This is a genomic window from Arthrobacter ruber, from assembly GCF_002954225.1.
GTDB classification, from domain to species: Bacteria; Actinomycetota; Actinomycetes; order Actinomycetales; family Micrococcaceae; genus Arthrobacter_D; species Arthrobacter_D ruber.
Genome location: NZ_PPTH01000011.1, coordinates 130,453 through 144,347, shown reverse-complemented (window position 1 = coordinate 144,347; position 13,895 = coordinate 130,453). Strand labels below are relative to the sequence as shown.

Below are 13,895 nucleotides of genomic sequence, written 5' to 3'. Positions count from 1 at the left end.
TGTTCTATCGAGACAAGCGGTTCGTCTCCCGATGGTCCTCAGCCTGTGGACAACGGCGCGGAGGATCCTCCGGTCGCCTACAACTGATGCATGAGCGACACCAGGGGACGGTTCGAGGCACACCGGCACGCCGGGTTGGAGCGTTGCTCGGACAACGGGCCGGATGCGCTACCGGACGCGCTGTCGGACGCGCCGGAGGACGAGCTGCTGCCGCTGGACCCCGACGAGGATGCCGAGCGGCCCCGCGCAGAGGGGCTACGCGTCGGGCGTCTGCTGGGACGCGGGGGGACGTCCTCCGTCTGGCTCGTGACGGACGACGGCGGACGACGGTTCGCGCTCAAGGTGCGCCTGACGCGACACGCAGAGCCTGCTGCAGCCCGTCGCCCCACGGCGTCGCCCGGGCCGGCGTCGCATGGGCGGCGGGCAGCCGCGCCGCGCGATCCGGTCCCTGCACCGCCGTCCTGGTCCTCCGTCGGCCGTCCTCGCCCTCCGGAGACCGATCCGAGCGGGACCGCAGGCCGTCGAGCCGCGTCCGAGCTCTCCGAAGGCCCCGACGGCGTGGAGGACCGGGGAGACCTGGAGCAGGAACTCTGCCTCCTGCAGCGGTTCGCCCACCAGCACCTCGTCGGTGTGCACCGGCTGATCGACACGGACCGCGGCCCGGGTCTGCTCATGGACCTGGCCCTGGGAGGATCACTGCTGGGCCTGGTGACCAGCAGGGGGCCGCTTCCCGTCTCGGAGGTGGTCACGGCGCTCGTGCCCGTCGCGCAGGTACTCGATCATCTGCACGGCGCCGGCGCCCTCCATGGCGACGTCACGCCTGCCAACATCCTCTTCACGCACGAGGGCAAACCCCTGCTCGGGGACTTCGGGACCGCGCGGCTCCTCGGATCCGCCGACGGCGCGGTCATGGGCACGGCGGGCTTCATCGACCCGGCCCGGGGAGGGTCCTTCGATGCAGGAGCGGACGTGTTCGCGCTGGCCGCCGTCGCCTGGTTCGCGCTGACGGGACGCGTCCCCGGTCCCACCGAGCAGCGACCCCCGCTCGCCCTGATCGTGCCGGAGGTCCCACCGCAGCTCATGCAGCTCATCGAGGACGGTCTCGATGCCGACAGCGAGCGCCGACCCACACCGGACCGGTTCGCGAGGACCCTGCTGGTGAGCGCCCGTCCGGAGCCCGTGGACCTGGCGGGAGCGGTGCACGCCAGCGTCCTGCCCGAACTGCTGACGCGCCGCACCGATACCACTCCGGCCGCTCCTCGGTCGGGGGTGCGGCGGATCCTCGCCCGTCGCGGCACCGGGAGAACCGGGTTCCGCAGCCCGGCGGCTGCACAGCTCCCCACCGATCCGTCCGCGGCCGGTCGCCGCGCGTATGCCGGCCGACCCTCGTCACGGGAGCCTCGTGAGGCGTGGGGGCGCGGGTCGGCCGGACCGTCGAGGCGACCAACGCGCCACGGAGCGACGGGGCACGGTCCACACGGATCCTCAGGACGGTGGATACGCGTCGTCGGTGTCGTGGCGGGCCTGGCCGCCCTCGTGCTCCTGGTCGCGGGCGTCGCGCTGACCTCGGGTGGCTTCGCTGCACCGGGCACGGTGTCGGTCGGGACCGGGCGCGCCGGAGCAGGTGCGCCCGACAGCTCGCCGTCCTCGTCCGAGGCGGGTGGGACGCCCAGGGACGGGACCGGTGAGGGAAGCGTGCGGGTGACGCCCGCCGACATGGGACCCGTCGGGACGTCGGCTCCTGACGATGGTCAGCGTCCGCCCGACCCGACCGCGGCGCTGATGCGACTCGCGGCCCTCCGCGCGACGGCGTTCACCACCGCGGATCCCGCCGTCCTCGCCGATATCGATGTGGAGGGGTCACCGGCGATGGCCGCCGACAGGGAAGCCGTCACTGCGCTCGCCGGGACGGGCAGGAGACTCAGCGACCTCTCGATCACCATCCGGGATCCCGCGGTGATCGCCGGGGCGGATCTCGAGGCCCTTCCGGCGGTCCGAGCACTCCCCGCGGTCGCCTCGCCGCCTCCGGCCACCGACGTCGCGGTCCTCCGGGCGACGGCTGCTCTCTCCTCCTACACCGAGACCGACGCGGAAGCGGATCGCGGGGCGGGACCGATGGTCACCGCGGATACGGCGTCGCCCGATGAGCACCCTGGCCCCCTCATGGCCGCGGGCCGGCAGGAGCTGATCTTCATCCTCTGGGAGTCCGGGCCCGGCTGGCGGATCCACACCGTGGTGACGGCGCCGGAGTGAGGGACTCGGTGCCGCCTGTCCGAACGGGTGCCGGATCCGGGCGCTCCACCGGGCGCCGAGCCCGGGTGGGAGCCTAGCGCTTGGCGGTGCGGCGCACCCATGCCGCGAGCGCCTCCGGCGTGGGCTCGTCGAAGGAGAATCCTGCGCCCACCAGGGCTCGGGGTTCCATCCGCGCGCTCGTGAGCAGGAGCTCCTGGCCCAGCTGGCCGATCACGAAGGTCAGGATGGCACCGGGCACGCGGAACCAGACCGGTCGGTGGAACGCCCTGCCCAGGCCGATCGTGATCGCGTCCATGGTCGCCGGCGCCGGCGCGCTCAGGTTGACGGGACCCGAGACGGGCGCCGTCAGGAGGAACTCGAGGGCGCGCACCTCGTCGTTGATGCTGATCCAGGGCCACCACTGTCGGCCGGAGCCGATGGACGTGCCGGCGAAGAGGCGGATGGGGATGAGCAGATTGGGCAGGGCGCCGCCCTCGTGCGCCATCACGATGCCCGTCCGGGCCAGCACGACCCGGACAGTGTCGGGAGCCCGGAGTGCTTCGGCTTCCCAGCGGCGGCAGATGTCCGCCATGAGGGTCCCGCCCGAGGAGGAGTGCTCGGTGAGGATCTCGTCGCCGCGGTCCCCGTAGTAGCCCGACGCCGACTGGCTGATGAACACCGCCGGCGGGTTCGCGGCCCTCCGTATGGCCTCCACCAGTGTCCTGGTCGCGGTGATCCGTGACGCGTAGAGCGTCTCCTTGTAACTCCTCGTCCAGAGCCCGCCGGCGATGCCCGCACCGGAGAGGTTGATGACGGCGTCGGCCCATTCGACCGCCTCTGCGTCGAGCTCGCCCGCGGACGGATTCCAGCGGACCTCCTGCGGGCCGCGGGCCGCCCTGCGCACCAGACGCCTGATCTCGTGGTTCGTCTCGAGGTGACGGATGAGGGCTGTGCCGATGGTCCCGGACGCGCCGGCGAGGAGGATGCGCATGGCACCATCGAACCATCTGTGCCGCCCGAAGGGTACCGGCGGCGGCATCGGCGGTCCTGCCGTCCCGCCCCGGAGTGCTGCGGGTACGGGCGCGTCGGGCCTGCGAGGAGGCACACCGCCGTGGCTAAGATCGACCAATGGGCTCCGACTACCTCCGCTACCCGCACCTCCACGGCAACCGGGTCACCTTCGTCGCAGAGAACGATGTCTGGGTGGCTCCGCTGGCCGGGGGCCGCGCCTGGCGCATCTCCGCGCTGCAGCTCGCGGCCAGAACGCCACGCTTCTCGCCGGACGGAACGACGATCGCGTGGACCGTCGTGCAGGGCGGGGCGCCGGAGGTCGTCGCGGCCGACGTCGAGGGCGGGAGCTTCCGCCGGCTCACCTACTGGGGTCACCAGAGCACCCGCGTCAAGGGCTTCACCGCTGAGGGCGAGGTCCTGGCGACCAGCGCCTTCCGGCACGAGGACTCCCGCCTCGGCTGGGCCTACCGTGTCCCGCTCGACGGGTCGTCCCAGTCCGTCCTCCCGTTCGGCCCCGTGGACACGATCGTGGAGGGTCCCGCGCTCGCGGGCGGGACGCCGACGGTCATCGGCAGCGTCCTGACCCGGGAACCGGCGTGGTGGAAGCGCTACCGGGGCGGCACCGCCGGCAAGTTCTGGATGGACGCGGACGGCAGCGGGCACTTCGAGCGGTTCCTGCGCGAGCTCGACGGCAATCTCAGCGACCCGATGTGGGTCTCTGACCGTCTGGCCTTCCTGTCCGACCACGAGGGTCACGGCAACCTGTACTCCGTGGACCGCCGGGGCCTGGACCTGCGCAGGCACACGGACCACGACCGGTTCTACGTCCGCCACGCGAGCACCGACGGCGCCGGGATCGTCTACGAGTCGGCGGGCCGCCTCTGGCACCTCCCGACCCTCGACCAGGAGGCCGTGCCCCTGGCCATCACGCTCGGCTCGGCATCCACGGCCCGCCGGCCCCAGCCCCTCGTGGTGGAACGGCACCTTGCCGCGGCCGTGCCGACGACGGACGGCTCCGCGTCGGTCGTCGAGGCGCACGGTACGCTCCACTGGCTCACCCACCGGGACGGTCCGTCACGCGTCGTCGAGGCTGCTCCCGGAGTGCGCGCACGCCTCGGCCGGCCGGTGGACGGTTCCCGTGTCTCCTACATCGCGGACGCCGACGGCGAGGAGGCGCTCTACATCCGGGACGTGTTCGCAGGCGCCCGCAACGGGGGACCGGAGCCGGCCGGACGGGAGGACGCCGTCCGACCTCCCTCAGCGACGCCGCAGCAGGGAGCCGGCGCCCCCTCGGACGGTGACCCCTCGGACGGCGACGCCGCGGTGCTCGAGGCGCAGGCGGCGGGAGCCCTCGACGGTGTGCAGCGCTTCGGGTTCGAAGGACGCTTCCGCGCGTCCGCGCTCGCCGTGAGCGCGGACGGCTCCCGCATCGCCGTCGCCTCCGAGACGGGAGTTCTCGAGATGGTGACGCTCACGACCGGTGAGCACCGGCGCATCGCCACGACCGGGCACGGGGTGATCGAGTCGCTCGCCTTCTCCCACGATTCGGCGTGGCTCACCTGGGCCGAACCCATGGCGCAGGAGGGTACACGGAGCCGCATCCGGCTGGCTGCGGTGTCGACGCCGGCCGAGGGGACAGGGACCACCGGGAACGCCGCGGTCCACGGATCCGCCGGGATCATCGACGTGACCGACGGGCGTTTCCGTGACTGGTCTCCCGTGTTCACGCGCGACGGCAAGTACCTCGCCTTCCTCTCGGACCGCAGTTTCGACCCCGTGTACGACACCCACCGCTTCGACCTGAGCTTCCCCGCCTCGACCAAGCCCTACCTCGTGGCCCTCGCCGCAGGGACGCCGTCGCCGTTCGGGCCGAGCGCGGCGCCCGAGGGCACCGGGGACGCCGCCGGTGAGGCTCCCGCAGCGGACGGCGTCGCCGAGGGGGAGAACACCGTCGTCGTCGACCCCGCCCTCCTGATGGCGCGCACCCTCGCGCTCCCCGTCGCTCAGGGCACCTACGACGACCTCCGGGCAGTGGACGGCGCCCTGCTCTGGACGGCCGGTGACATCGGGGGAGTCACGGGCGACGGGCGCGCATCCTCCTCGACCGAGGAGCCGCCGCGGCGCCTCGAGCGTTTCGACATGAGCCGCAGGACCGTCGAGGTCCTCGCGACGGAGATCGACGCCGTCGAGGTCAGCGGGGACGGCGCGACGGCGGTATTCACCGCGGACGGGAAGGTCACCGCGATCCCCACCGACGGCAGGACCGACGCGGACTCGCCGAAGCGTGTCGATGTGGCCCTCAAACGCATCCGGGTGACCCTCGATCCGGTGAGCGTGTGGCAACAGGCGTTCGACGAGGCCTGGCGCCTGCAGCGTGACTTCTACTGGACCGAGGACATGGCGGGGGTCGACTGGGACGGCGTCCGGGAGCGGTACCTGCCTCTCGTCGACCGCCTCGGGTCGCACGACGACCTCGCGGACCTGCTGTGGGAGCTGCACGGTGAACTCGGCACCTCCCACGCCTACGTGGCCCCGAAGCTCGTGACGGAGCCCGGGGGACACCAGGGCTTCCTCGGCGCGGACCTCGTGCCCGCGGACGGCGGGTGGGCCGTGACCCGGGTCTTCGACGCCGAGTCCTCCGACCCCCAGGCGGTCTCGCCGTTGAGCGCACCCGGGGTCGCCGTGGTGGCCGGCGACGTGATCGAGGCCGTCGACGGCGTGCCCGTGCCGGAGGTCTTCGGTCCGTCCGTCCTCCTGACCGGTGCGGCCGGCATCGCCGTCGAGCTCACGGTCCGGTCCGGTGGGACTCCGGGTCCGCGCCGCCGCGTCGCGGTCGTGCCCCTGCGCAGCGAGGAGCGCCTGCGGTACCAGAACTGGGTCGCGGCCAATCGGGCCGCCGTCCAGCGGGCGTCCGACGGGCGCTTCGGCTACCTGCACATCCCCGACATGGTGGCCCACGGATGGGGCCAGCTGCACCGCGACCTCGACCGCGAGACAGCCCGCGACGCCCTGGTGATCGACGTACGGCGCAACCGGGGAGGCCACACCTCCCAGCTCGTCGCCGAGCTGATCGGCAGGCGCGTCACGGCGTGGTCGATGCCCCGCGGCGAGGTGCCCGGCACCTACCCGGCGCACGCGCCGCGCGGGCCGGTCGTCGTCCTGACGGACGAGTTCGCCGGGTCCGACGGCGACATCATCACGCAGGTGGCGAAGCTGCGGGGGATCGGGCCGGTGATCGGCACCAGGACCTGGGGCGGGGTGATCGGCATCGACGGTCGGTTCACGCTGGCGGACGGGACGGGTGTCAACCAGCCGCGGTACGGCTTCCATGTGACGGGTGGCGTGGGCTGGGGGATCGAGAACCACGGCGTGGACCCGGACATCGAGGTGCCGTTCCCTCCGCAGGCGTACGCCGCGGGCGAGGACCCGCAGCTCGACCACGGGCTGGCGGTCCTCCGTGAGATGCTCGCCGAGGTCCCCACGGATGTGCCCCCCGCGAAGGAGGGCTACCCCTCCCGCCGACCGGGACCGCTGCCGCCTCGCCCGCAGGAGTCCCGCGGCTGACCCCGGACGGCTGACCCAGGACGGAAGACCCCGGACGGAAGACCCCGGACGGAAGACCCCGGGCGGAACCGCGGTCAGGACGGAGCAGCAGCCGGGCAGAGGGAAGGCCCCGGACACCGTCCGGGGCCTTCCCTGGTTCCTGTGGCGAGTCCGGTCAGCCCTGCAGCGTCGCCGTGAGCGAGATGTCCTTCACGGCAGCGAGGGCCTGCGACACGGGGCAGCCCTCCTTGGCGGCCTGCGCCACGCGCTGGAAGTCCTCCTCGGACAGGCCCGGCACCGTCGCGTCGAGCGTGAGGCGGATCGCCGTGATGCCGGTGCCCGGCTGGAAATCCACCTCGGCCTTCGTCTCCACGCGCTCCGGAGTCTTGCCTTCCTCGCCGAGGGCGTGGCTGAAGGCCATCGAGAAGCACGCTGAGTGCGCCGCCGCGATGAGCTCCTCGGGGCTCGTCTTGCCGCCCGACTGCTCGGCGCGTGCCTTCCAGGTGACGTCGTAGGTGCCGAGGCCGGACGAGTCGAGCGTGACCTGGCCTGAGCCGGTGGGGAGGTCCCCACTCCAGACGGTGTGGGCTGTACGAACGGTAGCCATGGTTCTCCTTGCTGTCGGGCGGACGCGGAGATCGCATCCGGTACTTCACCCCCATCCTAGGGAGCGCCGCGACGGACTTCCACGACAGGTCTGGAACTCCTGCCCCGGACGCACAGGAGCCGCCTCCCGGGCGGGAGGCGGCTCCTTGAATCGGCCGGGCGGGTCCTACAGTCCGAGGTCGGACTCGAAGGCGCCACCCTCGAGGCGTGCCTTGAGCGTCTGCAGGAATCGTCCCGCATCGGCGCCGTCCACCAGGCGGTGGTCGTACGTGAGGCTGAGGTACATCATCGAGCGGATCGCGATGGTGTCGTCGCCGTCCACGCCCGTGATGACTACGGGGCGCTTGACGATGATGCCGGTCCCGAGGATGCCGACCTGCGGCTGGTTGATGATCGGCGTGTCGAACAGGGCACCGGCCGAGCCGATGTTCGTGATCGTGAAGGTGCCGCCCGAGAGCTCGTCGGGGCCGATCTGGCCGTTGCGGGTGCGTGCACCCACGTCGGCGATCTTCTTCGCCAGGCCGCCGAGGTTGAGGTTGCCGGCGTCCTTGATGACGGGGACCAGGAGCCCCTTCTCGGTGTCGACCGCGATCGCGAGGTGCTCGGCGTCGTGGTACGTGACCTCCTTCTTCTCCTCGTCGAAGGACGCGTTCAGCTTCGGGTGCTGCTTGAGCGCCTCGGTGACGGCCTTCGAGATGAAGGGGAGGAAGGTGAGCTTGGCGCCGTTCTGCGCCTGGAAGGTGTCCTTGGACGCCGTCCGCAGCTTGGCGATGCGGGTCATGTCGACCTCGATGACCTGCGTGAGCTGCGCTGAGACCTCCAGTGACTCGCGCATGCGCTTGGCGATGGTCTGCCGGATGCGCGGGGCCTTCTCGACGGTCCCGCGGAGCTTGGAGGGCTCGACGGCGGGAGCCGTGGGCTTCGACGGCGCGACAGGCGCGGCGGACGGTGCACCCTGCGGGGCGGCTACGGGTGCCGCCTGCTCGGCCTTGCGGGCCTCGGCGGCCTCCAGGACGTCCTGCTTCCGGATACGGCCGCCGACGCCGGTGCCCTTGACCGTCGAGAGGTCGACGTCGTTCTGGTTCGCCAGGCGGCGGACGAGAGGCGTGACGTAGGAGGCGTCCGACCCTGCGGAGTCCGACGGCGCGGACTCCTGCACGGCAGGCTTCTCCTGCGCCGCGGGCTTCTCCTCGGCGGCAGGCTGCGGTGCGGGCGCGCCGCTCGCGTCGTCGTCGGTCTCGGAGGTCTTCGAGGCGCGCCCGGCTTCCTTGTCGGCGCCGGGCTTCTCGGTGGGGGAGTCGGCGCGTTCCTCGGCGGGAGCTGCGACGAGCGGCTCACCCGAGGCGGCCTCCACCTTCTTCGGGGCGTTTGCACCGGAACCGATCACGGCGAGGACGGCGCCGACCTCGGCGGTCTCGTCCTCGTTGACCCGGATCTCCTGCAGCTTGCCCGCGACGGGGGACGGGATCTCGGTGTCCACCTTGTCGGTGGAGACCTCGAGGAGGGGCTCGTCGACCTCGACGTCGTCGCCGACCTCCTTCAGCCAGCGGGTGACGGTGCCTTCGGTGACGCTCTCGCCCAGGGCGGGCAGCGTGACCTCGGTGCCCTCGCCGGAACCACCGGAGGCGTCGGAATCACTGCCGGCGGGCGCGGCGTCGGGCTGCGGCGCCTCCTGGGCCGCGGGCTGCTCCGGCTCGGCCGGGGTCTCGGCAGGGGCTGCGGCTGCGCTGTCGGAGCCGCTGTCGCCGGACCCGCCGCCCGAACCGTCGCCGATCCGTACGAGGGGCGCGCCGACCTCGGCGGTCTCGTCCTCGGCGACGAGGATCTCCTCGATCACGCCCGCGATGGGCGAGGGGATCTCGGTGTCGACCTTGTCGGTGGAGACCTCGAGGAGGGGCTCGTCGACCTCGACACGGTCCCCGACCTGCTTGAGCCAGCGGGTGACGGTGCCTTCGGTGACGCTTTCACCGAGAGCGGGCAAGTTCACGGATTCAGACATAATGCGCCCGTTTCTCCTTCGTAGATCGTTCCTTGGCAGCTGGTCGACGAGCGGGGCCCGCTCAGCTGGACGTGCGTTGATTTCCTGCTCCCGAGCTTAGTCCAAGCCCCCGGAGCGTGGACCGGGCCCGGAGAGGGCCCGGTCCCTTGCCTCATCCGTGCAGCGGCTTGCCGGCGAGGGCGAGGTGGGCCTCTCCGAGCGCTTCGTTCTGCGTGGGGTGTGCGTGGATGAGCGGGGCGACGTCCTCGGGGTAGGCCTCCCAGTTCACGATCAGCTGCGCCTCGCCGATCTGCTCGCCCATGCGGCTGCCGAGCATGTGGACGCCCACGATCGGGCCGTCCTTCTCGCGGACGAGCTTGACGATGCCGCCGGTGCCGATGATCGAGCTCTTGCCGTTGCCGGCCAGGTTGTACTCGTGCGTCTCGACGCGGTCGTCACCGAACTTCTCGCGCGCCGCCTTCTCGGTGTAGCCGACGGACGCGATCTCGGGGTCGCTGTAGGTGACCTTGGGGATGTTGAGGTCGGCGACGACGACAGGCTTCAGGCCGGCGATCTCCTCGGCGACGAAGATGCCCTGCTGGAAGCCGCGGTGGGCGAGCTGCAGGCCGGGGACGATGTCACCGATCGCGTAGACATTGCCGACGCCGGTGTGCAGGCGCTCGTTGACGATGACGAAGCCGCGGTCCATGGTCAGACCGGCGTCCTCGTAGCCGAGGTCCTTCGTGACCGGTCCGCGCCCCACGGCGACGAGCATGAGGTCCGCCTCGAAGGTCTTGCCGTCCTCGAGGGTGACGACGACGCCGTCGTCGTTCTGCTGCACGGCCTGGAACCGGGTGCCGGTGTTGAACTTGATGCCGCGCTTCTTGAACGCCCGCTCGAAGTTCTTGACGATCGTCGCGTCCTCGTTGGGTACGAGGGAGGGCAGGGCCTCGACGATCGTGACGTCGACGCCGAACGACTTCCAGACGGAGGCGAACTCGCACCCGATGACGCCGCCGCCGAGGATCACGACGCTCTTGGGCACGAAGTCCATGGTGAGGGCCTGGTCCGAGGTGATGACCTTCCCGCCGATCTCCAGGCCGGGGAGGCTGCGGGAGAAGGAACCGGTGGCGAGGATGACGTGCTTGCCGGTGTACACGGTGCCGTCGACGTCGATGGTGTTCTGCGACGCCAGCTTGCCCGAGCCCTCGATGACCGTGATGCCCTTGGACTTGATCAATCCCTGCAGCCCGCGGTACTTGCCGGCGATGATGCCGTCCTTGTACGCGTTGACGGCGGTCATGTCGATCGACTCGAAGCTGGCCTTCACGCCGTACTTCTCCGCGTCGCGGGCGCCGTCGGCGATCTCCGCGGAATGCAGGAGTGCCTTGGTGGGGATGCAGCCGTTGTGGAGGCAGGTGCCGCCCAGCTTGGCCTTCTCGATGAGACCCACGGTGAAGCCCAGCTGCACCGCGCGGAGTGCCGCGGCGTAGCCGGCGCTGCCTCCGCCGAGTACCAGGATGTCGAATTCTTGCGCAGTTGCCGATCCGGCCACTTGAACGCTCCCTCGCGTGGTCTGTCGACGCGCAGGGCGCGTCGATTGGTAAGTCGATGGCTGTTGCGGTCGCAGGTGCGGTCGCAGGTGCTTTGTGCTCGTTTTTCACCCTATCCCCACCGGGACCCGGCATCCACCCGAAGTGCATGTCGTGTGCGCCATAGTGCCCGCATGTGCGCAGTGTCACGCGCGGGCACCATGGCTCCAGGGACGGGCGGGTGCCACCGATCGGGCGGCACCCGCTTCGGGCGCTACAGGGCGCGGGCCAGGACGTCCTCGACGTAGGCGAGCAGCGTGCGGACGCCGACGCCGGTCCCGGCCTTCGGCGTGTAGCCGTAGGGTGCGCCCTCGTTGAACGCGGGTCCGGCGATGTCGAGGTGCGCCCACGGGATCTTCTCGCCGTCGACCTGCCCGACGAATTCGCGCAGGAACACCGCGGCGGTCATCATGCCGCCGTTCCGCTCGCCGATGTTGGCGATGTCCGCGACCTGGGACTCGAGGCTCGGGCGCAGCTCCTCGGGCAGGGGCATGGGCCAGAACTGCTCCCCGGCGCGGTCGGCCGCGGCCTTGACGGCGTCACGCACACCGTCGTCGCCCATGACGCCGGAGACGCGGGTGCCGAGCGCGATCATCTGGGCGCCGGTGAGGGTCGCGATGTCGATGATGGCGTCGGGCGACTCCTCGCTCGCGGCGGCGAGGCCGTCGGCCATGACGAGGCGGCCCTCGGCGTCGGTGTTGAGGACCTCCACGGTCCGTCCGCCGTAGATCGACAGGACGTCCTCGGGGCGCTGGGCGGACCCCGAGGGCATGTTCTCGGCGAGGCAGAGCCACGCCGTGACCTTCGCGGGCAGGCCCAGTTCGGCGACCGCGAGGAGGGTGGTGAGGACGACGGCGGCGCCGGCCATGTCCAGCTTCATGGTCTGCATGCCGGCGGCGGGCTTCAGCGAGAGTCCGCCGGAGTCGAACGTGATGCCCTTGCCGACGAGGGCCAGGTGCACGGCGGACTTCGCGGGGGAGTACTCGACCTTGACCATGCGCGGCGGGCGCGTGGATCCCTTGCCGACGCCGAGGATGCCCCCGTAGCCGTCACGCTCGAGGCGCTTCTCGTCCATCACGGTGATCTTCACGGGGAGCCCGCGGGAGAGGTCCTTCGCGGCCTGGGCGAAGGTCTCCGGGTACAGGTGGCTCGGCGGCTGGTTCACGAGCGAGCGCGTGGCGTTGACGTTCTTGCCGAGGACGACGGCGCGCCTGAGGGCCGGTGCGAGGTCGGCGTCCTCGGCGACGGCCGTGTGGACGACGACGTCGCGGACCGCCGCCGTGTCCTTCGCGGGCGCCACGGTGCCGTCCGGCTTGATGCCCGACTTGTGGCCCTCGTAGCTGTACGCGCCGAAGGCCGCACCTTCGGCGACGGCGGTCGCGGCGTCCACCGTGTCCGCGGGCAGGGCGAGGACCACGGTCTCGAGGCCGGTCAGCTGACGGACGGCGGCACCGGCGGCACGGCGCAGCGTCTCGTGCCCCAGCACCTCCTCGGCGGCGACCGGTCCCACGCCGGTGAGCACGAGCGAGTCGGCGCCGGTCTCGGGCAGTCCGGGCAGGCGGCGGACCTCGTCGGCGGCGCCGGTGATCCCGAGGACCTGGAGGCTGTCCCCGAGGGCGCGAGCGGCCTTCGCCGGCAGCGGGCTCCCGAGCAGCACCGGCCCGTCGGCCCCCTTGGCGACCCCGATCACGAGTGCGTCGCTCGGGATCTTCCTGAGGTCCTTCGCGGATGCTGTCAGGTGTAGTTCGGTCGTCTTGATCACGGAATCGCTCTCCTCGTGTCCGGATGGGTTGTCCAGATGCTGCTCACTTGCGGTCCGGTATCTGGTGGGCCGGGAACCGTCCTGACGATCCTAGTCTCTGCGCCGTGGCCGACCCGGTGGACGGCGTGGCGGGGCCGGCTGCGGACCGCGCGGCGCGGGCTGCCGGTCCCGGAATGAAGGTGGCGCCGACGGTGTTGATACCGGCAGGAGCCCACCGTCAGGAGAGAGCCATGCTGGACCCACGAACCCTGTACAACACCGACGCCGAGGTCTTCGGCGACCCCGCGAACCGGGGCCTGCCGCTGCTCGTGAGCCTCACCGGCTTCATGGACGCCGGACATGTGGTCTCGCAGATCAGCGAGGAGCTGCTCGAGATCCTCGACCACGACACCGTGGTGGAGTTCGACGCCGACCAGCTCATGGACTACCGCGGGCGGCGCCCGAAGGTCACGTTCGCCGAGGACCACCTGAGGGACTACCAGCCGCACCGCCTGGAACTGCACCGGCTGTACGACGGGCTGGGTGAGCCCTTCCTGTTCCTCACCGGCGTGGAGCCCGACCTGCAGTGGGAGCGGTTCGCGAGCGCCGTCGTCGGACTCGTGCAGGACCTCGACGTCCCGCTCATCTCGTGGATCCACGCGATCCCCATGCCGGTGCCGCACACGCGTCCCATCGGTGTCACGCTGCACGGGAACCGCACGGACATCATCGACGGCATGAACGCCTGGCGTCCCACCGCCGAGCTGCAGGCGTCGATCGGTCATCTCCTGGAACTGCGGCTCATCGAGGCGGGGCACGACGTCGTCGGCCACGTCATCCACGTGCCGCACTACCTCGCCGAGGCCGAGTACCCGCCGGCCGCCGTCGCCGGGCTCGAGTACCTGGGCGCCACCGCCCGCCTGGTGCTGCCCACCGACCGTCTGCGTGAGACCGGGCGCGACGTCGAACGGCAGATCGCACGCCAGGTCGGCAACTCGGCCGAGGTGCAGTCCGTGGTGGCCTCGCTCGAGAAGCGGTACGACGAGTACGCGGACGGCGTCGCTCGTAAGTCGCTGCTCGTCAAGGAGAACAGCGAACTCGCCAGCGCCGAGGAGCTCGGCGCGGCCGTCGAGGCGTACCTCGCGAGCCCGCAGGCGGAAGAGGAGTCCACACTGCTCTGGGACACGGAGTT

At 71.4% G+C, this 13,895-nt stretch carries 7 protein-coding genes and 1 pseudogene; 3 read left to right on the top strand and 5 right to left on the bottom strand.

Features of this window, described 5'->3' with window-relative positions; translation table 11 throughout:
• Nucleotides 1-90: 90 nt before the first annotated feature.
• Nucleotides 91-2,253, top strand: coding sequence for a protein kinase domain-containing protein (locus CI785_RS02555; RefSeq protein WP_105030521.1), 2,163 nt, complete (start codon nt 91-93; stop codon nt 2,251-2,253).
• A 73-nt stretch (nt 2,254-2,326) separates the two neighbouring features.
• Here the strand turns inward: CI785_RS02555 and CI785_RS02550 are convergent, their stop codons facing one another.
• Complete coding sequence (locus CI785_RS02550) at nt 2,327-3,223, bottom strand: TIGR01777 family oxidoreductase (RefSeq protein WP_105030596.1); 897 nt, start codon at nt 3,221-3,223, stop codon at nt 2,327-2,329.
• A 137-nt stretch (nt 3,224-3,360) separates the two neighbouring features.
• Between CI785_RS02550 and CI785_RS02545 the strand changes: the two genes are divergently transcribed.
• Nucleotides 3,361-6,807, top strand: a complete 3,447-nt coding sequence (locus CI785_RS02545; RefSeq protein WP_105030520.1) for a S41 family peptidase — start codon at nt 3,361-3,363, stop codon at nt 6,805-6,807.
• Nucleotides 6,808-6,961: 154 nt separating this feature from the next.
• Here the strand turns inward: CI785_RS02545 and CI785_RS02540 are convergent, their stop codons facing one another.
• From CI785_RS02540 to CI785_RS02525, 4 genes are all read right to left on the bottom strand, one after another.
• Nucleotides 6,962-7,393: an OsmC family protein gene (locus CI785_RS02540; RefSeq protein ID WP_105030519.1), complete on the bottom strand. Its 432-nt coding sequence runs from the start codon at nt 7,391-7,393 to the stop codon at nt 6,962-6,964.
• Nucleotides 7,394-7,558: 165 nt separating this feature from the next.
• A complete protein-coding gene (gene sucB, locus CI785_RS02535; RefSeq protein ID WP_105030518.1) occupies nt 7,559-9,391 on the bottom strand; it encodes a 2-oxoglutarate dehydrogenase, E2 component, dihydrolipoamide succinyltransferase in 1,833 nt (610 codons plus the stop codon).
• A gap of 151 nt (nt 9,392-9,542) precedes the next feature.
• Nucleotides 9,543-10,925: a dihydrolipoyl dehydrogenase gene (gene lpdA / locus CI785_RS02530; RefSeq protein ID WP_105030517.1), complete on the bottom strand. Its 1,383-nt coding sequence runs from the start codon at nt 10,923-10,925 to the stop codon at nt 9,543-9,545.
• A gap of 251 nt (nt 10,926-11,176) precedes the next feature.
• Nucleotides 11,177-12,724 (bottom strand): leucyl aminopeptidase, encoded by a 1,548-nt coding sequence (locus CI785_RS02525; RefSeq protein WP_105030516.1) that lies wholly within the window; start codon nt 12,722-12,724, stop codon nt 11,177-11,179.
• A 173-nt stretch (nt 12,725-12,897) separates the two neighbouring features.
• Between CI785_RS02525 and CI785_RS02520 the strand changes: the two are divergent.
• Nucleotides 12,898-13,848 (top strand): annotated as a pseudogene (locus tag CI785_RS02520) (proteasome assembly chaperone family protein); the annotation flags it as partial.
• Nucleotides 13,849-13,895: the final 47 nt, after the last annotated feature.